Here is a 20,499-nt window from a genome sequence, read left to right on the forward strand (position 1 = left end):
GCTTCGCGCGGTCCGTCCGAGACAGTGGGTGACCGGATTTTCCGGTCTTAATCTCCCGCCTAGACGGGGAAGAGTTTTACCGGCTCGCCAGTGCGATGGCTCCGGGTCTGCCTGACATGATCAGGTTGGCAGCGCTCCCCTCGGACAATCCGGCTCCCGTCGAGGCTTGCCTCTGCGGGCGTCAATCACCTGCCTCGCGGGCGTTCCGCGGGGCTGTTTGGAGTGCAAGGCATGGATCGAGCTCAAAAGAAAGAGCAGGTCGCCCAGCTGAAGCAGACGTTCAACGAGACTGCGGTGGTCGTGATCACCCGCAATCTCGGCATGACGGTGGCCCAGTCCACCGCCCTGCGGATCCGGATGCGCGACGCGGGCGCCAGCTACAAGGTGTCGAAGAACACGCTCGCTCTGATTGCCGTCGAGGGCACGACGTATGCACCGATCAGCGAAATGCTGACGGGGCCGACGGCGCTCGCGACATCGCAGGATCCGGTGGCGGCCGCCAAGGTCGCCGTGGATTTCGCCAAGACGACCGACAGGTTCGAGATCGTCGGCGGCGCGATGGGCGACACGCTTCTCGACGCTAACGGAGTGAAGGCGCTCGCCGAGCTTCCGTCTCTCGATGAACTGCGCGCGACGATCATCGGCCTTATCCAGGCCCCTGCATCGAAGATCGCCCGCACCATCAACGAGCCGGGCGCGATGCTGGCGCGTGTCTTTGGCGCTTATGCGGCCAAAGAAGACGCCTGATTACAACCTGATCTGAATTGAACCTTTTGGAGATTTGAAAATGGCAGACATCCAGTCCCTCGTCGATCAGCTCAGCGAGCTGACCGTCCTCGAAGCCGCCGACCTCGCCAAGGCCCTCGAAGAGAAGTGGGGCGTTTCCGCCGCCGCTGCTGTCGCGGTTGCCGGCCCGGCCGGTGGCGGCGCCGCTGCGGCCCCGGTCGAAGAGAAGACCGAGTTCGACGTGATCCTCGTCAATGACGGCGGCAAGAAGATCAACGTCATCAAGGAAGTGCGTGCGATCACCGCGCTCGGCCTCGGCGAAGCCAAGGCGCTGGTCGAAGGCGCTCCGAAGCCCGTCAAGGAAGGCGTCAACAAGGCCGAAGCCGAGGAGCTCAAGAAGCGCCTCGAGGAAGCCGGCGCCACTGTCGAGCTCAAGTAAGATTTCGGGATCCTCTGCGATCCCGATGTCGAGAAGGGGCGGCTCCTCATGGGGCCGCCCTTTTGCTTTGATGGGCGGATGATCAGGGCGGCTTATCTCGCGGCGGGCGTGATCTCGCTGCTGCTCGGCGGGATCGGACTGTTCCTGCCGTTGCTGCCGACCGTCCCGTTCGTGATCCTGGCGGCCTTCTGCTTCGCCCGTTCCAGCCCGCGGCTGGAGGCGCGGCTGCTCGACCACCCGAAGCTCGGCCCGCACATCTTGGCCTGGCGGACGCGCGGCGCGATCAGCCGCAAGGGCAAGCGCGCGGCGCTGCTGGCCTTCGGGGCGAGCGCCCTGATCGGCCTGCTGCTGCTCGATCTGCCCTGGTCGCTGGTGCCGATCGCTGCCGCCCTGATCGGCGGCAGCTGGATCGTGACCCGCCCCGAATCCTAGTTCTTTCCCCGGCCGCCTTGCCGTTACGGCGCCGCCGCCCAATCTGGACGCATATGCCATTCGATTCGCTGCCGCCGCTTCTCGCCGAAGCACTCACCGCCCGTGGCTATGCCGCGCCGACGCCGGTCCAGGCCGCCGTCCTCGAAGATGAGGCGGAGGGGAGGGATCTTGTCGTCTCCGCCCAGACCGGTTCGGGCAAGACCGTCGCCTTCGGCCTCGCCATGGCGCCGCAGCTCCTGCAAGCGAACGGCAGCCTGCCGTTCATCCGCGAGCCGCTGGCGCTGGTGATCGCACCGACACGCGAGCTGGCGCTGCAGGTCAGCCGCGAGCTGATCTGGCTCTACGGCAAGGCGGGGGCGCGGATCGCGACCTGCGTCGGCGGCATGGACGCGTCCAAGGAGCGCCGCAACCTGGCGCAGGGCGCGCACATCGTCGTCGGCACGCCGGGACGGCTGCGCGACCATCTGGAGCGGGGCGCGCTGGACCTCTCTGCGTTGCGTGTGGCCGTGCTCGACGAGGCCGACGAGATGCTCGACATGGGCTTCCGCGAGGATCTCGAGGAGATACTCGACGCGACGCCGCAGGAGCGGCGGACCCTGCTCTTTTCCGCGACGATGCCGAAGCCCATCGTCGCGCTCGCCAAGCGCTACCAGAAGGACGCGCTGCGCATCTCCACGGTCGGCGAGGATCGCGGCCATGGCGACATCAGCTATCAGGCGATGGCGGTGGCGCCGGCCGACATTGAAAATGCCGTCGTCAACATCCTCCGCCTCCACGACGCGGAAACGGCGATGCTGTTCTGCGCGACGCGGGACAATGTCCGGCGGCTCCATGCCAGCCTGATCGAGCGCGGCTTCGACGCCGTCGCTCTGTCCGGCGAGCACAGCCAGAACGAGCGCAACGCGGCGCTGCAGGCATTGCGCGATCGCAGGGCGCGGGTCTGCGTCGCTACCGACGTCGCCGCGCGCGGGATCGACCTGCCGACGCTCAGCCTCGTCGTCCACGTCGAACTGCCGCGCGATGCCGAGACGCTCCAGCACCGGTCCGGCCGCACGGGGCGGGCGGGCAAGAAGGGCACGGCGGTGCTGATCGTGCCCTATCCGCGCCGCAAGCGCGTCGACATGATGCTGCGCGGCGCCCGCATCGCCGCCGAGTGGATCAAGCCGCCGACGCCGGAGGATATCCGCCGCAACGATCGCGAGCGGCTGCTCGCCACCCTGCTGGAGCCGGTCGAGGTGGACGAGGAGGATCGGGAGCTCGCCCAGCGGCTGCTCGCCGAGCGCTCGCCCGAGGAGCTCGCCGCCGCTCTGGTGCGGGCCCATCGCGCGAAGATGCCGGCGCCCGAGGAGATGCTCGAGCAGAGCGACAGCCCGCAGCGGCAGGAGGGTCCACGCCAGGGCTTTGAGGACACGATCTGGTTCCGGATGGACATCGGCCGGCGGCACAATGCCGATCCGCGCTGGCTGCTGCCGCTGCTGTGCCGGCGCGGTCACATCACCAAGGACGCGATCGGCGCGATCCGCATCGCCGCAAACGAGACGATGTTCGAAGTGCCGCGCTCCGTCGCAGGCCGCTTCGCCGATGCGGTGAAACGCACGCAGGGCGGCGATCCTTCCGGCGAGGGAGGTATCCGCATCGAAGCCGTGCAGGGCACGCCGCGCGACGCCGCCAAGGCCAATCGCCGCGCCGGTCCGCCGCCCGCGCGCCACAAGGCGAAGCCCTATCGGGCCAAGCCCGCGCGCAATTGATGGCGGCGGCTCGCATCCTGGTCGATGCGGACGCCTGTCCGGTGAAGGAGGAGATCTACAAGGTCGCCTTCCGTCACGAGGTGTCGGTCGCGATCGTCAGCAACAGCCATTTGCGGGTGCCGCCGCATCCGCTGATCGAGCGGGTCGTGGTCGGGGCGGGGTTCGACGCGGCCGACGACTGGATCGCCGAGGCCGCGGGGCCGGCGACGGTGGTGGTGACTGCCGACATCCTGCTCGCCGACCGCTGCATCAAGGCCGGCGCGGCGGTGATCGCGCCGAACGGCAAGCCGTTCACCGCCAGCTCGATCGGCGCGGCCGTGGCGACGCGCGCGATCATGGCCGACCTCCGCGCCGGCATGGGCGAGGGGATCGGCGGCCCGCCGCCCTTCGCCAAGGCCGACCGCTCCCGCTTCCTCTCCGCGCTCGACGAGGCGCTGGTGCGGCTGAAGCGCCGGGCCTAGCTGGTCGCCGCCAGCCGCTCCATCAGCGCGCGGGCGGTGCGGCTGTTGGGATCCAGCTCCAGCACCCGCGCCCCGGCCTTGCGGGCGATATCGGTCCGCTTGGCCGCTTCGGCGAGGTGGGCGAGGACGTTCCAGGCATCGACATTGTCGGGGAACTGCTCGACGCCATATTCCGCCGCGGCCAGCGCCGCCTCCGGGTGCTTGCCGTTCCACAGCATTTCGGCCGCGCGCGGGATCTGCAGAGTCAGGTTGGCGTAAAGATGGGCGGGGTCGGTGCGATATTTGTGGAGCGCCTCGCGCACCGCCGCCGGTCCTCCCGCCTTCGAGGCGGCGATGAGCTGCTCCTGAAGTGGCGGCTGCGGCACGTAGTTCAGCGCTGCCTCGAGCGCGGGATCGCGCCCGGCGACATAATCGGCGAAGGTCAGCGGCGTCGCGACATCCACCCAGGTCCAGGGGTCTTTGTTCTGGCCTTGTTGCCAATAGTAGATGGACGAGCGGATATGGATGCCGCTGTTCGGCATGCCGATGCGGTAGGCGTCGCCGAACGAGCTCGGCTTGGAACTGGCCGGCTCGCCGATGATGATTGCGTCGCTCAGCCGGTCGAGATCGTCGAGGATGAACTGGCTGGCCGAGAAGGTGCCGCGCCAGGTGAGCACGAACAGGCGCGTGTCCTCGTCCTCGGCCCTGATGAGCTCGCGCACGAGGCCGTTGCGCAGGTGGCCGCCGCCGCCCTGATTGAGCCGGAGGTCGAGGATGAGCGCGCGCGGATTGGCGGCGCGGGCGCGCGCGCCGATCTTTTCGCCATATTCGGTGAGTGACTGGCCGGCGATATTGGTGACCATGTTGAGCTGGGCATAGAGCGCCTTCTGCTCCGGAAGCTCGACGAGGCGGTGATAATCGAGCGGCGCCTGGAGCCAGAGGGGCTTGGGCGCAGTGCTGGCGTCCACCCAGCCTTCCGGCGTCATCAGTGAGATGTCGGTGTCGGGCGGCCAGATCGGGTCGACGGCGCCCGACGGGACGGTGGCGGTCCAAACGCGCTTGCCCTTGCGCAGCTTCAGCGTCGCGGCCTCGCGGCTCGTGCCGAGCTCCAGCGCGTGGAGGAGGTCGGGCATGGCGAGGTAGAGCGGCACGAACAGCTTCGGTCCGATCTCGTTGTCTCGCGAGCTGATCGCGGCGGCGCGGCGGATCGCCTCCTCGACCGGCACGCCGCCGATCGCCTCGACCTTCGCGCCGACCAGGGCGGCATGTTCCGGCGCCGCAGCGCGCACGTAGAGGCCGTCCTCGAACAGATAGAGCTTCAGCGGCAGCGACCGGAAGCCGAAGCGCGGGTCCTTGCGCGGGTCGATGCGGGTGTGGCCGTCGCCGACCATGGCGGCGATGCGCATCATGCCGACGATGATCTGGTTGCGCTGCAGGCCGGGGATGCGGGCGTCGAGATCGGCGACTGCCGCGGCGAAGCGTTCGCGCGAGACCGTGTGGTAGAGGTTCGCGTGGCGGCGCTCCATCTCGGCCGCCATGAAGCGCAGGTCCTCGCGCCATTGCTCGGCGGTGACTTCGGCGACGGGTGGCGACTGGGTCTGTGCGAAAGCGGGCTGTCCGAGGGCCAGCAGCGCCGCCGCCAGGAATAGGTTTTTCACGTTCACGAGCATCTCCCCTGCTACAAACGTAGCATGCTACCATTGTAGCAGTAGGCGCAAGCGGGAATTTGTCGCGCGGCGCTCTGGGCGATGCTACCGCGCGGGCGATGTTGCAGACGCTGAAGCTCCACCCGGACGACAAATGCGACGCCGTGACCCAGATCGGGGCCGAGGTCGTGCGCCGCGAAAGCGTGCTGGAGCTGCGCTATCTTCTCAGCGGCAACGTGGACGCGGTGCGGCTGCCCGCCTTTGCGGAGCCCCGACGCGGCGAGGAGCTTTGGCAGCATAGCTGCTTCGAGGCATTCATCCGCGAGCCGGAAAGTGACACCTATCTGGAACTCAACTTCGCGCCCTCGGGTGAGTGGGCGGCCTATCGCTTCGCCCGCTATCGCGGCGGCCGGTCGGACCTGGAGCCGGCGCCTTTGCGGTTCGAGACGCGGCGCGGCGAGGGTGTTTACGAGCTGCGGGCGGCGTGCCTGCTCGATCTGCCGGCGCAGGCACCGTGGCAGCTCAACATCACCACGATCGTCGAGGAGACGAGCGGGCGCAAATCCTATTGGGCGCTGGCGCATCCGCGGGGTAAGGCGGACTTCCACCATGACGATGGCTTCGTCCTCCACCTTCCTGCGATAGCGTGAGCGTCTCCATGAAATTTGGCATCGACCGACTTCTCGCCGATCCCCAGCTTCGCGCGCCGCTCGCCGGCAAGCGCGTCGCCCTGCTCGCCCATCCCGCGTCGGTGACGGCGGACCTGACGCATTCGCTCGACGCCCTGGCGGCGCTCGGCGACATGAAGCTCAGCGCCGCTTTCGGCCCGCAGCACGGCATGCGGGGCGACAAGCAGGACAATATGATGGAGACGGAAGACTTCACCGATCCCGAGCACGGCATCCCCGTCTTCAGCCTCTATGGCGAGGTGCGGCGGCCGACGGGGCAGTCGATGGGCACGTTCGACGTGCTGCTGGTCGACATGCAGGACCTTGGCTGCCGCATCTACACCTTCATCACGACCCTACTCTACGTAATGGAAGCGGCCGCGCACCATAAGAAGGCGGTGTGGGTGCTCGACCGCCCCAATCCGGCGGGGCGGCCGATCGAGGGGCTGACCTTGCTCCCGGGCTGGGAGAGCTTCGTCGGCGCAGGGCCGATCCCGATGCGGCACGGGCTGACGCTCGGTGAGCTCGGCAAGTGGTTCGTCGATCATTTCAAGCTCGACCTCGACTACCGAGTGATCGAGATGGAGGGCTATGAGCCCGATGCGGCCCCGGGTTACGGCTGGCCGCTCGGCGAGCGCGTCTGGATCAACCCGAGCCCCAATGCGCCGAACCTCTGGATGGCGCGGGCCTATGCCGGCACCGTGATGCTGGAGGGCACGAACCTCTCCGAAGGTCGCGGAACGACGCGGCCGCTCGAAATCTTCGGCGCTCCTGATATCGACGGCAAGGCGGTGATCGCCGAGATGCGTCGCCTCGCGCCGAACTGGCTGGAGGGCTGCACCCTGCGCGACTGCTGGTTCGAGCCGACCTTCCACAAGCACGTGCATAAACTCTGCAGCGGTGTGCATATCCATGCGGAAGGGCCGGGCTACGACCACGAGGCGTTCAAGCCCTGGCGTGTCCAGGCACTCGCCTTCAAGGCGATCCGCCGCCTCCATCCCGACTATGACCTTTGGCGCGATTTCCCCTACGAATATGAGTTCGGCAAGCTCGCAATCGACGTCATCAACGGCGGACCCGGCCTGAGGGAATGGGTCGACGTTGCGGCATCGGAGGCGGGCGATCTCGACACGATCACGATCCCGGACGAACAGGCCTGGGCCGAGGAGCGGCGGCCTTATCTCCTCTATTGAGCGAGATACTCAGAAGGGGAAGAAGATCGGGATCGCGACGCAGGCGGCGGCCCAGGTGATCAGGTTAAGGGGCAGACCGACGCGGACGAAGTCCATGTAGCTGTAGCCGGCCATCTGGTAGACGAGGACGTTCGTCTGGTAGCCGAACGGGGTCGCAAACGCGGCGCTGCCGGCGATCATCACTGCGACGAGGAAGGGGCGGGGGCTGACGGCGAGCGCCTCGGCGAGGGCGACGGCGAGGGGGGTAACCAGCACCGCCACGGTTGCGTTGGAGAGCACCTCGGTCAGGAACAGGGTGGCGCCGTAGAGCAGGACCAGCGCGAGCAGCGGGTGGAGGGAGTCCAATGAGCCGACCAGAGCGGAGGTCGCGGCGCCGGCGAGGCCGGTCTCCTCAAGCGCGATGCCGAGCACGACCATGCCCGCGATCAGGATCAGGATCTCCGGGCGGAGGCCCTGATAGGCTTCGTCGGCGCTGATCACCCTCAGGACGATCAGCAGCACCGCGCCGGCAAAAGCAGTGGCAGCGATCGGTGCCAGGTCCAGCGCCGCGAGCGCGACGACCGAGATGAAGATAGCGATCGCCATCAGGGCCTTGAACGGCTGGAGCGGACGCGGCTCGGCGAAGACCTCCGGCACGCCGGGCTGGCCGCTGCCCATGTCGGATTCGTGCGAGGCGGTGAGCGCATCGCCGAACGTCGCCTCGGCGCGCCCGTCCTGTTTCAGCAGTCGGCCGCTGAAGAAGAAGAGGTAGAGGCCGCCGACGAGGGCCACGGCGAGGCCGACCGGGGTGATCTCGAAGATGCCGAAGCGCGGCTGGCCGGAGATGGAGGCCATGTCGTTGACGAGCAGATTTGTCGACGTGCCGATCAGGGTGATGCAGCCGCCGAGCACGGCCACGTAGGAGAGCGGCATCAGGTAGCGCTTCGGCGAGAGGTTCATGGCCGCCGCGACGTCGCGGATGACGGGCGCCCCGAGCACGACGATCGGGGTGTTGTTGAGGAAGGCCGATGCGCCGCCGCAAAAGGCGATGAGCAGCCAGATACCCAGCGAGCCGATCCGCCGGCAGATGTCGACACCTTTGCGGATCGCGGTGTCGAGCAGGCCAGTCAGCTCCATCGCGTAGGCGATCACGAACAGGGAGGCGAGGGCGATGATGGCCGGGCTGGCGAAGGCGCCCTGGACCTCGATCGGGCGGACCGCACCGGTGACGAGCAGCACCGCCGCGCCGCACAGGGCGACCACATCGGCACGCACCTTGTCCCAGATCAGCGCGGCCACCACCGCCGCCAGGACGAGCAAGGTTATGACCTGGTCGGAACTCATCGGCCTCGCGGGTTTCCCTTGTGGGTCAGGCCCATGGCCTTGCCCGCTCCGCCCGGCAACGGCAAGGGCGGCACGTCCCCGGGGTCGGCAAGGGCCGCATCTTCTGTTACGGTCCCGGTCATGAAGTTGAGCTTGCGAAGCCCGTCCTCCCTCGCCGCCCTGCTCCTGATCGCCACACTCGCCGCGTGCGAGCGCAAGTCGGACCCGGACCCCGGCAACAGCGTCGCGCCTGCCAAGGAGGAAGACAGGCCGCTCAAGCTTCCCGCCGCGATACCGACGCCGTCGCCCGAGCTCGATCGCGCAGCGCTGCTGACGGCGGTGGCGCAGGCGGCGAGCGCCTATGCGGCCGGACAGGACGATCGCGAGGCGCAGGCGGAGCTGGCGGGGCGCGGCTTCACCCTAAAGATCCGGTTCGGCTGCGGCGGGGCGGCCGCGAACGCAGAGCTCGGCGCGATGGGCTGGCGATATGACGAGGAGGAGCAGAGGCTGACGATCCGCGCCCGCCCGGACATAGATGCAGAGAACGCCACTCTGAAGGGCTTGCCGGAAGGGGCGGTGGAAGCGGTGGAAGGCTTCTGGATTCCGCAGCCTTGGCTGCTGACCGATGCCTGCCCCGCGCAGCCCGCCACGCCCGGCGCCGCCCCGGCATCGCCGCCGAGCGTCGGCATCGCCCATTATTTCACTGCCGACGATTCGAGGGTCCAGCGCCGCTCGGAGCGCTCCTATGAGATCGTCCGGCGCGCAGACCCTGCGATCCTGCCGCCGGCCGGCGGGTTCAATCTGGTGCTGGAGGGTCGGCTGGAGGCCTGGCCGCAAGCGGGCGTGATCCGCTGCAGCGGATCGGGCGGCGCGGCCCGCCCGGTCTGCATCGTCTCGGCCGAGTTCGATCGTGTCGCTTTCGAAAACCCCGAGACCGGCCAGACGGTGGCCCAGTGGAGCGCCGGATAGACGGCGCGAGACGCCTGACAGGCTTTACATCCGGCACTCGCGCTCCTATCTAGCGGCCACTACCCCACCGCATCGGAACAGGACGCGCCGTCGCGCAGCGCGTTCAACGCATTGATCGGACGGGGTTTATCAAGACGCTGAAGCTGCGGTTTCCACGCTGGAGACTCGCGGCTTTTTGCGTCTGATGCGTCGACGAAGACGAGGCTCCGGCGCCCCGGAGCCGAAAAAAGAGGCGAACACACCTAATGGCGACCATCGCTCCCCAGGCAGGCGACACCCGCTCGACTGCGTCCAAGCGTATCCGCAAGATCTTCGGCAACATTCACGAAGTTTCCGAAATGCCGAACCTCATCGAGGTTCAGCGCGAGAGCTACGAGCAGTTCCTCCGCTCGCGGCCGCAGGACGGCTATGTGTCGGGCCTGGAGAAGACGCTGCGCAGCGTGTTCCCGATCCGCGATTTCGCCGGCACGGCTGAGCTCGACTTCGTCAATTACGAGCTCGAAGATCCGAAATATGACGTGGACGAATGCCGCCAGCGGGGCATGACCTATGCCGCGCCGATGCGCGTGACGCTCCGCCTGATCGTGTTCGAGGTGGATCCCGATACGGAAACCCGCTCGGTGCTCGATATCAAGGAGCAGGACGTCTACATGGGCGACATGCCGCTGATGACGAAGAACGGCACGTTCATCGTCAACGGCACCGAGCGCGTCATCGTGTCACAGATGCACCGCTCGCCGGGTGTGCTGTTCGACCATGACCGCGGCAAGACCCATGCCTCGGGCAAGTATCTCTTCGCCGCCCGCGTCATTCCGTACCGCGGCTCGTGGCTCGACTTCGAGTTCGACGCCAAGGACATCGTCAACGTCCGCATCGACCGCAAGCGCAAGCTGCCGGTGACGGCGCTGCTGCACGCGCTCGGCCTCAACAACGAGGAAATCCTCACCACCTTCTACAACAAGGTCACCTATGGCCGCGGCGCCGGCGGCTGGCAGATCCCGTTCGTGCCCGAGCAATGGCGCGGCCAGAAGCCGACCTTCGACATCGCCAACGCGGAATCCGGCGAGGTCGTGTTCGCGGCCGGCCAGAAGATCACGCCGCGCGCCGCCAACAAGGCGGGCAAGGACGGCCTCAAGACGCTGCTGATTCCGACCGAGGAGATTTTCGGCCGCTACAGCGTCTATGATCTCATCAACGAGAAGACCGGCGAGATCTACATCGAGGCGGGCGACGAAGTGTCGCCGGAGAATCTCGAGAAGCTCGACAAGGCGGGCATCGACCGCATCGAACTGCTCGACATCGATCACGTCAACACCGGCGCCTGGATGCGCAACACGCTGAAGGCGGACAAGGCCGAGGACCGCGACCAGGCCCTCGCCGACATCTACCGCGTCATGCGACCCGGCGAGCCGCCGACCCGCGAGACCGCGGATGCGCTGTTCGCCGGCCTGTTCTTTGATCCGGAGCGCTACGACCTCTCCGCGGTCGGCCGCGTCAAGCTCAACATGCGCCTCGACCTCGACGCCGAGGACACGGTGACGACGCTCCGCAAGGAGGACATCATCGCCGTCGTGAAGACGCTCGTCGACCTCAAGGACGGCAAGGGCGAGATCGACGACATCGACAATCTCGGCAACCGGCGCGTGCGTTCGGTCGGCGAGCTGCTCGAGAACCAGTATCGGGTCGGCCTGCTCCGCATGGAGCGCGCGGTGAAGGAGCGGATGAGCTCGGTCGACGTGTCGACGGTGATGCCGAACGACCTCATCAACGCCAAGCCGGCCGTGGCGGCGGTACGCGAATTCTTCGGCTCCTCGCAGCTCTCGCAGTTCATGGACCAGACCAACCCGCTGTCCGAGGTAACGCACAAGCGTCGCGTCTCGGCGCTCGGGCCGGGCGGCCTCACCCGCGAGCGCGCGGGCTTCGAGGTCCGCGACGTCCACCCGACCCATTATGGCCGCATCTGCCCGATCGAGACGCCGGAAGGGCCGAATATCGGCCTGATCAACTCGCTCGCCAGCTTCAGCCGGGTCAACAAATACGGCTTCATCGAAACGCCGTATCGCCGCGTCGTCGACGGCAAGGTGACGACCGATGTCGTCTACCTGTCCGCGATGGAGGAGGCGAAGCACACGATCGCGCAGGCGAATGCCGAGCTGACCGAAGCGGGCGGTTTCGCCGAGGATCTCGTCTCGGCCCGCCAGGCCGGCGAGTTCCTGATGGCGCCGCGCGACATCATCACCCTGATGGACGTGTCGCCGAAGCAGCTCGTCTCCGTGGCGGCCTCGCTCATTCCGTTCCTCGAGAATGACGACGCCAACCGCGCGCTGATGGGATCGAACATGCAGCGCCAGGCGGTGCCGCTGGTTCGCGCCGAGGCGCCGTTCGTCGGCACCGGCATGGAAGAGACGGTTGCTCGTGACTCCGGGGCGGCCATCTCGGCCCGCCGCGGCGGCATCGTCGACCAGGTGGACGCGGCCCGCATCGTGGTTCGCGCCACGGGTGAGGTCGAGGCCGGCAAGTCGGGCGTCGACATCTACACGCTGATGAAGTTCCAGCGTTCGAACCAGAACACCTGCATCAACCAGCGTCCGCTGGTGAAGGTGGGCGATGTGGTCAACGCGGGTGACGTCATCGCCGACGGTCCGTCCACCGAATTCGGCGAGCTCGCGCTCGGTCGGAACGTGCTCGTCGCGTTCATGCCGTGGAACGGCTACAATTACGAGGACTCCATCCTGATCTCCGAGCGGATCGTGAAGGACGACGTCTTCACCTCGATCCACATCGAGGAGTTCGAGGTCATGGCCCGCGATACCAAGCTCGGGCCGGAGGACATCACCCGCGACATCCCGAACGTCGGCGAGGAAGCCCTTCGCAACCTCGACGAGGCGGGCATCGTCTATATCGGCGCCGAGGTGGAGCCGGGCGACATCCTGGTCGGCAAGATCACGCCGAAGGGCGAAAGCCCGATGACGCCGGAGGAGAAGCTTCTCCGCGCCATCTTCGGTGAGAAGGCGTCGGACGTTCGCGATACGTCGCTCCGTCTGCCGCCGGGCGTCGCGGGCACGATCGTGGAGGTCCGCGTGTTCAACCGCCACGGCATCGACATCGACGACCGCACCCGCGCCATCCAGGCCGAGGAAAAGGACCGGCTCCGCAAGGACGCCGAGGACGAGCGTTCGATCCTGAAGCGCGCCACCTATGCGCGTCTTCGCGAGATGCTGATCGGCCAGACCGCCACCGCGGCGCCGAAGGGCTTCAAGAAGGGCGCCGACATCGACGACGCCGGTCTCGAGGCCGTCGAGCGCCACGAATGGTGGAAGTTCGCGGTCAAGGACGACAAGGTTCAGGCCGATCTCGAGGCGGTGAAGACGCAGTATGACGACGCGGAGGCGGTGATCCGCCGCCGGCTCGAGGACCGCATCGAGAAGCTCGAGCGCGGCGACGAGCTGCCGCCGGGCGTGCTGAAGATGGTCAAGGTGTTCGTCGCGGTGAAGCGCAAGCTGCAGCCGGGCGACAAGATGGCCGGCCGTCACGGCAACAAGGGCGTCATCTCGCGCATCCTGCCGATCGAGGACATGCCGTTCCTCGAAGACGGCACCCATGCCGACATCGTGCTCAACCCGCTCGGCGTGCCGTCGCGCATGAACGTCGGCCAGATCTTCGAGACCCATCTCGGCTGGGCCGCGCGCGGCCTCGGCAAGCAGATCGGCGAGATGCTGGAGTCGATCCATCACAAGGCGGACGGCATGGACGGCAGCGATGTCGGCCAGGTCCGGCAGAAGCTGAAGGACGTCTATGGCGACCATTATGCCGGCGACATCGATGCGCGCGACGACGACCAGGTGATGGAGCTCGCCTCCAACCTAGTCAGCGGCGTGCCGATGGGCACTCCGGTGTTCGACGGCGCTCGCGAGGCGGACGTGTCGGCGATGCTGGAGAAGGCGGGCCTCGACCCCTCGGGTCAGGTGACACTCTTCGACGGCCGCACCGGCGAGGCGTTCGACCGCAAGGTGACGGTGGGCTACATCTATATGCTGAAGCTCCACCACCTCGTCGACGACAAGATCCACGCGCGTTCGATCGGGCCTTACAGCCTCGTCACCCAGCAGCCGCTGGGCGGCAAGGCGCAGTTCGGCGGGCAGAGGTTCGGCGAGATGGAGGTCTGGGCGCTCCAGGCCTACGGCGCCGCCTACACGCTGCAGGAGATGCTGACGGTGAAGTCGGACGACGTGATCGGCCGCACCAAGGTCTACGAGGCGATCGTCAAGGGCGACGACACCTTCGAGGCCGGCATTCCGGAGAGCTTCAACGTGCTCGTCAAGGAAATGCGCAGCCTCGGCCTCAACGTCGAGCTGAACAGCGTCGAGAGCGAGGACGATCAGCAGCAGCTGGCCGCGGAGTAAGTGTCGGGGCGCCGCCATGGCGCTCCGCACCTCCCGCCGACGATGAGATTTCTCCCATAAGGGACTGAAAGAAAATGAACGAACTGACCAACTTCGCCAATCCGGTCGTCAAGCCGGAGACGTTCGACCAGATCAAGATCGGCATCGCTTCGCCGGAGCGGATCCGTTCCTGGTCGTTCGGCGAGATCAAGAAGCCCGAGACGATCAACTACCGCACGTTCAAGCCCGAGCGTGACGGCCTGTTCTGCGCGCGCATCTTCGGTCCGATCAAGGATTACGAATGCCTGTGCGGCAAGTACAAGCGCATGAAGTATAAGGGCATCGTCTGCGAGAAGTGCGGCGTCGAGGTCACCGTCTCGAAGGTTCGCCGCGAGCGCATGGGCCATATCGAGCTGGCCGCGCCGGTCGCCCACATCTGGTTCCTGAAGTCGCTGCCGAGCCGCATCGGCCTGCTGCTCGACATGCAGCTGAAGCAGCTGGAGCGCGTCCTCTACTTCGAATCCTACATCGTCACCGAGCCGGGCCTCACCGCGCTCGAGAAGTTCCAGCTCCTCACCGAGGACGAGCTGCTCGAGGCGCAGGATGAATATGGCGAGGACGCCTTCACCGCCGGCATCGGCGCCGAAGCCGTGCGCAAGATGCTCGAGGAGCTCGATCTCGAAGGCGAGAAGGAAGAGCTGCTGAAGGAGCTGGCCGAGACCAAGTCGGAGCTGAAGCCCAAGAAGATCATCAAGCGCCTCAAAGTCGTCGAGAGCTTCCTCGAGTCCGGCAACCGTCCCGAGTGGATGATCCTGGAAGTCATTCCTGTGATCCCGCCCGAGCTGCGCCCGCTGGTGCCGCTGGACGGCGGCCGCTTCGCGACGTCGGACCTGAACGACCTCTATCGCCGCGTCATCAACCGCAACAACCGCCTGAAGCGGCTGATGGAGCTGCGCGCGCCGGACATCATCGTCCGCAACGAAAAGCGCATGCTGCAGGAGTCGGTCGACGCCCTGTTCGACAACGGCCGCCGTGGCCGGACGATCACCGGCGCCAACAAGCGGCCGCTGAAGTCGCTGTCCGACATGCTCAAGGGCAAGCAGGGCCGCTTCCGCCAGAACCTGCTCGGCAAGCGCGTCGACTATTCGGGCCGTTCGGTCATCGTCACCGGTCCGGAGCTCAAGCTCCACCAGTGCGGCCTGCCGAAGAAGATGGCGCTCGAGCTGTTCAAGCCGTTCATCTACTCGCGGCTGGACGCCAAGGGTCTGTCCATGACCCTGAAGCAGGCCAAGAAGTGGGTCGAGAAGGAGCGCAAGGAAGTCTGGGACATCCTCGATGAAGTCATTCGCGAGCACCCTGTTCTTCTGAACCGCGCGCCGACGCTCCACCGCCTCGGCATCCAGGCGTTCGAGCCGGTGCTGATCGAGGGCAAGGCGATCCAGCTCCACCCGCTGGTCTGCGCCGCGTTCAACGCTGACTTCGACGGCGACCAGATGGCCGTGCACGTCCCGCTGTCGCTTGAAGCGCAGCTGGAAGCGCGCGTGCTGATGATGTCGACCAACAACATCCTCTCGCCCGCCAACGGCAAGCCGATCATCGTGCCTTCGCAGGACATGGTGCTGGGTCTCTACTATCTGTCGATGGAGCGCGAGGGCGAGCCGGGCGAAGGCTCGATGCTGGCCGACATGACCGAGGTGCACCAGGCGCTCCACGCCAAGGCTGTGACGCTGCACACCAAGATCATCAGCCGCGTCCCGCAGACGGACGAAGAGGGCAACACCTTCATGAAGCGCTTCGAGACGACGCCGGGCCGCATGCTGCTCGGCGAGACTCTCCCGAAGAGCCACAAGGTGCCGTTCGAGACCGTCAACCGCCTGCTGACCAAGAAGGAGATCGGCGACGTCATCGACGTGGTTTATCGCCACACCGGCCAGAAGGAGACGGTGCTGTTCGCCGATGCGATCATGGGCCTCGGCTTCCGCCACGCCTTTCAGGCTGGCATCAGCTTCGGCAAGGACGACATGATCATCCCGCACGAGAAGGAGGGCCTCGTCGACGAGACCCGTGCCCTCGTGAAGGATTACGAGCAGCAATATCAGGACGGTCTGATCACCCAGCAGGAGAAGTACAATAAGGTGATCGACGCCTGGAGCCGCTGCGGCGACCAGGTGGCCAACGCCATGATGGACAAGATCAAGGCGCAGCCCAAGGACGAGACCGGCCGCATGGCGCCGATCAACTCGATCTACATGATGGCCCATTCCGGCGCCCGCGGTTCGCAGGCCCAGATGAAGCAGCTTGCCGGCATGCGCGGCCTGATGGCCAAGCCTTCGGGCGAGATCATCGAGACGCCGATCATCTCGAACTTCAAGGAAGGCCTGACCGTCCTTGAATATTTCAACTCCACCCACGGCGCCCGCAAGGGTCTGGCGGACACGGCGCTCAAGACGGCGAACTCGGGCTACCTGACCCGCCGTCTCGTCGACGTGTCGCAGGACTGCGTGATTGTCGAGGAGGATTGCAAGACGGAGAACGCGCTGGAGATGAAGGCGATCGTACAGGGCGGCGCCGTCATCGCCTCGCTCGGCGAGCGCATCCTGGGCCGCACGCCTGCCGAGGACATCGTCGACGGCAAGACCGGTGACGTGCTGGCCAAGGAAGGTGAGTTGATCGACGAGGCCGCCGCGACGCGCATCGACGAGATGGGCATCCAGGCGGTCAAGATCCGCTCGCCGCTGATCTGCGAGAGCCAGCATGGCGTCTGCGGCCGGTGCTACGGGCGCGACCTCGCTCGGGGCACGCCGGTGAACATCGGCGAGGCTGTCGGCGTCATCGCGGCGCAGTCGATCGGCGAGCCGGGCACGCAGCTGACGATGCGGACCTTCCACATCGGCGGCGCCGCGCAGCTCAACGAGACCTCGAACCTCGAGGCGGCAGTCGACGGGACCATCGAGTTCCGCGACCTGCCGACCATCGTCGACGCTCGTGGACGCCGGGTGGCCATGGCCCGCAACGGCGAAGTTGCGATCGTCGACATGGACGGCCGCGAGCGCGCCTCGCACCGTATCCCTTATGGTGCGCATCTGATGTGCGACCACGGCCATATCGTCACCAAGGGTGAGCGGATCGCCGAGTGGGATCCGTTCATGATGCCGGTCATCACCGAAAAGGGCGGCACCGTGAAGTTCCAGGACCTGGTCGAGGGCAAGACCCTCACCGAGCAGGTCGACGAAGCGACGGGCATCGCCCAGCGCGTCGTCACGGAATTCCGCGGCACCGCACGTTCGAAGGAGGATCTGCGTCCCCGCGTCACCCTGCTCGACGAGCAGAGCGGCGAGGCCGCGCGCTACATGCTGGCGCCGGGCGCGATGCTGTCGGTCGAGGATGGTCAGACGGTGGCCGCCGGCGAAGTGCTCGCCCGCGTCTCCCGCGAGGCCGCCAAGACCCGCGACATCACCGGCGGTCTGCCGCGGGTGGCGGAGCTGTTCGAAGCGCGCAAGCCGAAGGAGAATGCGATCATCGCCAAGGTGTCCGGCCGCGTCGTGTTCGGCAAGGACTATAAGGCGAAGCGCAAGATCGGCATCCAGCCCGAGGATGGCGGCGAGATGGTCGAATATCTCGTGCCGAAGTCGAAGGTGATCGACGTGCAGGAAGGCGACTTCGTCAAGCGCGGCGACAATCTGATTGGCGGCTCGCCCGATCCGCACGACATCCTCGAGGTGCTCGGCGTGGTCGCGCTGGCGGAATATCTCGTGGCGGAAATCCAGGAGGTGTACCGGTTGCAGGGCGTGAAGATCAACGACAAGCACATCGAGGTGATCGTTCGCCAGATGCTGCAGAAGGTCGAGATCACGGAGAGCGGCGACACCACGTTCCTGGTCGGCGAGCAGGTCGATCACCAGGAGATGCGGGAGGTCAACGACAAGCTGGCACCGAAACAGCGCAAGGCCGAAGGCAAGCCGGTGCTGCTCGGCATCACCAAGGCGTCGCTGCAGACCCGCAGCTTCATCTCGGCCGCTTCGTTCCAGGAAACGACCCGCGTCCTCACCGAGGCTTCGGTGCAGGGCAAGGTCGACACGCTGGACGGCCTCAAGGAGAATGTCATCGTCGGCCGCCTGATCCCGGCGGGCACCGGTGCGGGCATGAACCGGATGCGGATCGCCGCCTCCAGCCGCGACGCAGCGCTCCGCGCCGCTCATCGCAAGCTGCAGGAATCGCTCATCCTGCCGAACTCGGCTGAGGAAGAGCATGCGGCGGAGCTCGCCCAGGGACCGGAAGCGGCGATCGGCGACGATCCGCTGGCGGCGGTTTCTGCGGAAGGTCACGGCACCGACGCGGATGCGGGCGAGTATCTGCAGGGCTGAGGACTGACCTCAGGCTGAAATGAAAGACCCCGCCGGAGCGATCCGGCGGGGTTTTTCTTTGCCGCCGCTCGGATTGCCGGACGGGCGGGGGCGTGCGATGCATTGCGTTCCTTGCCCACGGGGGGAACCATGAAAGCCTTGCTCACCGTAAGCTTGATCGCGCTAGTCATCTCTGCTCCGGCACTGTCCCAGAAGCAGCCCGCCCCGGCCGCGCAGAGCCAGGGAGTGCCCGAAGCGGAGCTCGCCAAGCCGCCGAAAGACGCCGAGAAGCTGTTGATCACCTCCTCGGCCGGCCCCCACGGCACCGTCTACCGGTGGACGGCAAAGGACGGCACCCGCTGGTCGCGGCAGAGCCTGTTGCTGCGCGGCTTCAAGACGGAAATCGATCAACGCCTGGCTGTCGATGTGAAGGGGCTGATCACAGCCGCGGAAGTCCGCGGCTTTTCCACCTTCGGCGGCGACGCGGGCGAGACCTATGACAGCCGCACAGGCTATGTGACGCCGGTCGATCGCGGCGGTCCTGTCCCGGCTGGTGCGCTCTATGTGCCGTTCGGCGGCACCGCCGACGCGACGGCCGCCATCGCCGAGGCGCTGATGAAGGCGCCCGGGCATACGCTGGCGCTCGGCCCTTCCGGCAGGGCCACAATGGTGCGCCTTGGCGATCACCAGGTGACGGCGAACGGAAGCGCCAAGACTCTGACGCTGTGGGCCGTGGACGGCTTCGGCCTGTCACCGTTCCCGCTCTGGTTCGAGGGCGATCGAGTGTTCGGCAGCGCGAGTTTCCTGAACTTCCTGCCGGCCGGATGGGAGAGTGCGGCGCCGGAGCTGGCGCGTCTGCAGGACGAGGCTCTCGCTGCCCGGGCTCCTGCTTTGCTCGCCAGGATCGCTCCCAAGGCGACGGCGCCGGTCGCGTTCCGCGGCGTCCGGCTCTATGATTCGAAAGCCCGCACCTTCCGCGACAATATGAGCCTGGTCGCGCAGAATGGGCGCATCACGGCGGTCGGTCCGGCGGGCTCAGTGGCGATTCCAGCCAATGCTTCGGTGTTCGATGGCGCCGGCAAGACGCTGCTGCCGGGCCTGTGGGACAGCCACATGCACTATGGGGATGATGCGACCGGGCCGCTCTTGCTGGCGACCGGCATCACCAACGTGCGCGATCCGGGCAACGACATAGAGACCGGCACCGCACGCCGCAAGCGCATCGAGTCGGGCCAGCTTCTGGGTCCCCACTCGGTGTCGTCGATGCTGATCGACGGACCGGGCGAACTGGCGGCGCAGGGCGCGGTGACGGTCACGAATGAAGCGACCGCCTTAGCCGCCGTGCGGCGCGCCAAGGAGCTCGGCTTCTTTGGCGTCAAGCTCTACGGCTCGCTAGACCCCAAGCTCGTCAAGCCGATCGCGGACGAGGCGCACCGGCTGGGACTGCGCGTCCACGGCCATATCCAGCGGACCCGGCGCCCGGCCGAGGCGGTCGCCGACGGCTATGACGAGATCACTCATATCAACTGGGTGATGATGCAGGGAATGCCAAAGTCGGTGATCGACCAGTCGAACGGGCTGCAGCGTTTCTACGGCCCGTATCAATTCGGGCCGACGCTCGACTTCAAGGCGGAGCCGATGAACGCATTCCTCGCCGAGCTGGCGCGGCGCAAGATCGCGGTCGATCCGACCGTGGCGGTGTTCGAGGGCGACTATATTCCGCGGGGGCAGCTCGCGCCTGCCTATCGCCCGTTCGCCGGCGTGCTGCCGCCGCAGCTCGACCGCGGCCTGCGCAATGGCGGACTCGCACCCACCCCGGAGGTCTCCACGGCGCAGATCGAGAAGGGCATTCAGAAATACAAGGCGCTGGTGAAGGAGCTGCACGACCGCGGCGTGCCGATCGTCGCCGGCACGGACGGTTTCGGAATCGAGCTGATCCGTGAGATCGAGATCTACAACGAAGCCGGCCTGACGCCCGCCCAGGCGCTCGCCACTGCCACGATCGTGCCGGCCATGCTCTACGGGATGGGCGACGAAACCGGCTCTCTTGAGGTCGGCAAGCGGGCCGATCTGTTCCTGGTCGAAGGCGATCCCTCGGCCAATCTCGGCGCGCTTCGCCATGTCGAGATCGTCATGCATGACGGCCGCCTGATGAAGGGCGACGATCTGCGCACCGCCGCGGGTCTCAGCGGCCGCCCGCAATGAACCGCG

13 protein-coding genes are annotated in these 20,499 nt (G+C 66.8%); 11 read left to right on the forward strand and 2 right to left on the reverse strand.

Annotation, left to right across the window (positions count from 1 at the left end; all coding sequences use genetic code 11):
- Positions 1-231 precede the first annotated feature (231 nt).
- The 5 genes from rplJ (at position 232) to AC5JBD_RS12770 (ending at position 3,806) form a co-directional block, all read left to right on the forward strand.
- Entirely contained in the window at positions 232-747 is a 516-nt protein-coding gene (gene rplJ / locus AC5JBD_RS12750) for a 50S ribosomal protein L10 (RefSeq protein ID WP_495722192.1), read from the forward strand.
- 40 nt (positions 748-787) lie between these two features.
- A complete protein-coding gene (gene rplL, locus AC5JBD_RS12755; RefSeq protein ID WP_495722193.1) occupies positions 788-1,165 on the forward strand; it encodes a 50S ribosomal protein L7/L12 in 378 nt (125 codons plus the stop codon).
- 78 nt (positions 1,166-1,243) lie between these two features.
- The gene (locus AC5JBD_RS12760; protein WP_495722194.1) at positions 1,244-1,597 is read left to right on the forward strand and encodes a YbaN family protein; all 354 of its coding nucleotides are present in this window, start codon (positions 1,244-1,246) and stop codon (positions 1,595-1,597) included.
- Between the two features lie 53 nt (positions 1,598-1,650).
- Complete coding sequence (locus AC5JBD_RS12765; protein WP_495722195.1) at positions 1,651-3,345, forward strand: DEAD/DEAH box helicase; 1,695 nt, start codon at positions 1,651-1,653, stop codon at positions 3,343-3,345.
- Positions 3,345-3,806: a YaiI/YqxD family protein gene (locus AC5JBD_RS12770; RefSeq protein ID WP_495722196.1), complete on the forward strand. Its 462-nt coding sequence runs from the start codon at positions 3,345-3,347 to the stop codon at positions 3,804-3,806. The genes AC5JBD_RS12765 and AC5JBD_RS12770 overlap by 1 nt, the downstream gene beginning before the upstream one ends.
- Here AC5JBD_RS12770 and AC5JBD_RS12775 read toward each other — a convergent pair.
- Positions 3,803-5,449 (reverse strand): hypothetical protein, encoded by a 1,647-nt coding sequence (locus AC5JBD_RS12775; RefSeq protein WP_495722197.1) that lies wholly within the window; start codon positions 5,447-5,449, stop codon positions 3,803-3,805. The two genes, AC5JBD_RS12770 and AC5JBD_RS12775, sit on opposite strands and share 4 nt — an antisense overlap.
- Positions 5,450-5,550: 101 nt before the next feature.
- On the opposite strand from AC5JBD_RS12775, the gene AC5JBD_RS12780 reads away from it, so the two are divergent.
- Entirely contained in the window at positions 5,551-6,081 is a 531-nt protein-coding gene (locus tag AC5JBD_RS12780) for a DOMON-like domain-containing protein (RefSeq protein ID WP_495722198.1), read from the forward strand.
- Positions 6,082-6,089: 8 nt separating this feature from the next.
- Complete coding sequence (locus AC5JBD_RS12785; protein ID WP_495722199.1) at positions 6,090-7,292, forward strand: exo-beta-N-acetylmuramidase NamZ family protein; 1,203 nt, start codon at positions 6,090-6,092, stop codon at positions 7,290-7,292.
- A gap of 9 nt (positions 7,293-7,301) precedes the next feature.
- Here the strand turns inward: AC5JBD_RS12785 and AC5JBD_RS12790 are convergent, their stop codons facing one another.
- Positions 7,302-8,615 (reverse strand): SLC13 family permease, encoded by a 1,314-nt coding sequence (locus tag AC5JBD_RS12790; RefSeq protein ID WP_495722200.1) that lies wholly within the window; start codon positions 8,613-8,615, stop codon positions 7,302-7,304.
- A gap of 120 nt (positions 8,616-8,735) precedes the next feature.
- On the opposite strand from AC5JBD_RS12790, the gene AC5JBD_RS12795 reads away from it, so the two are divergent.
- The 4 genes from AC5JBD_RS12795 (at position 8,736) to AC5JBD_RS12810 (ending at position 20,493) form a co-directional block, all read left to right on the forward strand.
- A complete protein-coding gene (locus tag AC5JBD_RS12795; protein WP_495722201.1) occupies positions 8,736-9,563 on the forward strand; it encodes a hypothetical protein in 828 nt (275 codons plus the stop codon).
- A gap of 245 nt (positions 9,564-9,808) precedes the next feature.
- A complete protein-coding gene (rpoB, locus tag AC5JBD_RS12800) occupies positions 9,809-13,966 on the forward strand; it encodes a DNA-directed RNA polymerase subunit beta (protein WP_495722202.1) in 4,158 nt (1,385 codons plus the stop codon).
- Between the two features lie 74 nt (positions 13,967-14,040).
- Positions 14,041-18,309 carry a DNA-directed RNA polymerase subunit beta' gene (gene rpoC / locus AC5JBD_RS12805; RefSeq protein WP_495722203.1) on the forward strand — a complete coding sequence of 1,423 codons (4,269 nt, stop codon included), beginning with the start codon at positions 14,041-14,043 and terminating at the stop codon, positions 18,307-18,309.
- Between the two features lie 129 nt (positions 18,310-18,438).
- A complete protein-coding gene (locus tag AC5JBD_RS12810) occupies positions 18,439-20,493 on the forward strand; it encodes an amidohydrolase family protein (protein ID WP_495722204.1) in 2,055 nt (684 codons plus the stop codon).
- Positions 20,494-20,499 lie beyond the last annotated feature (6 nt).

The sequence above is a fragment of the Allosphingosinicella sp. genome, from assembly GCF_059502505.1.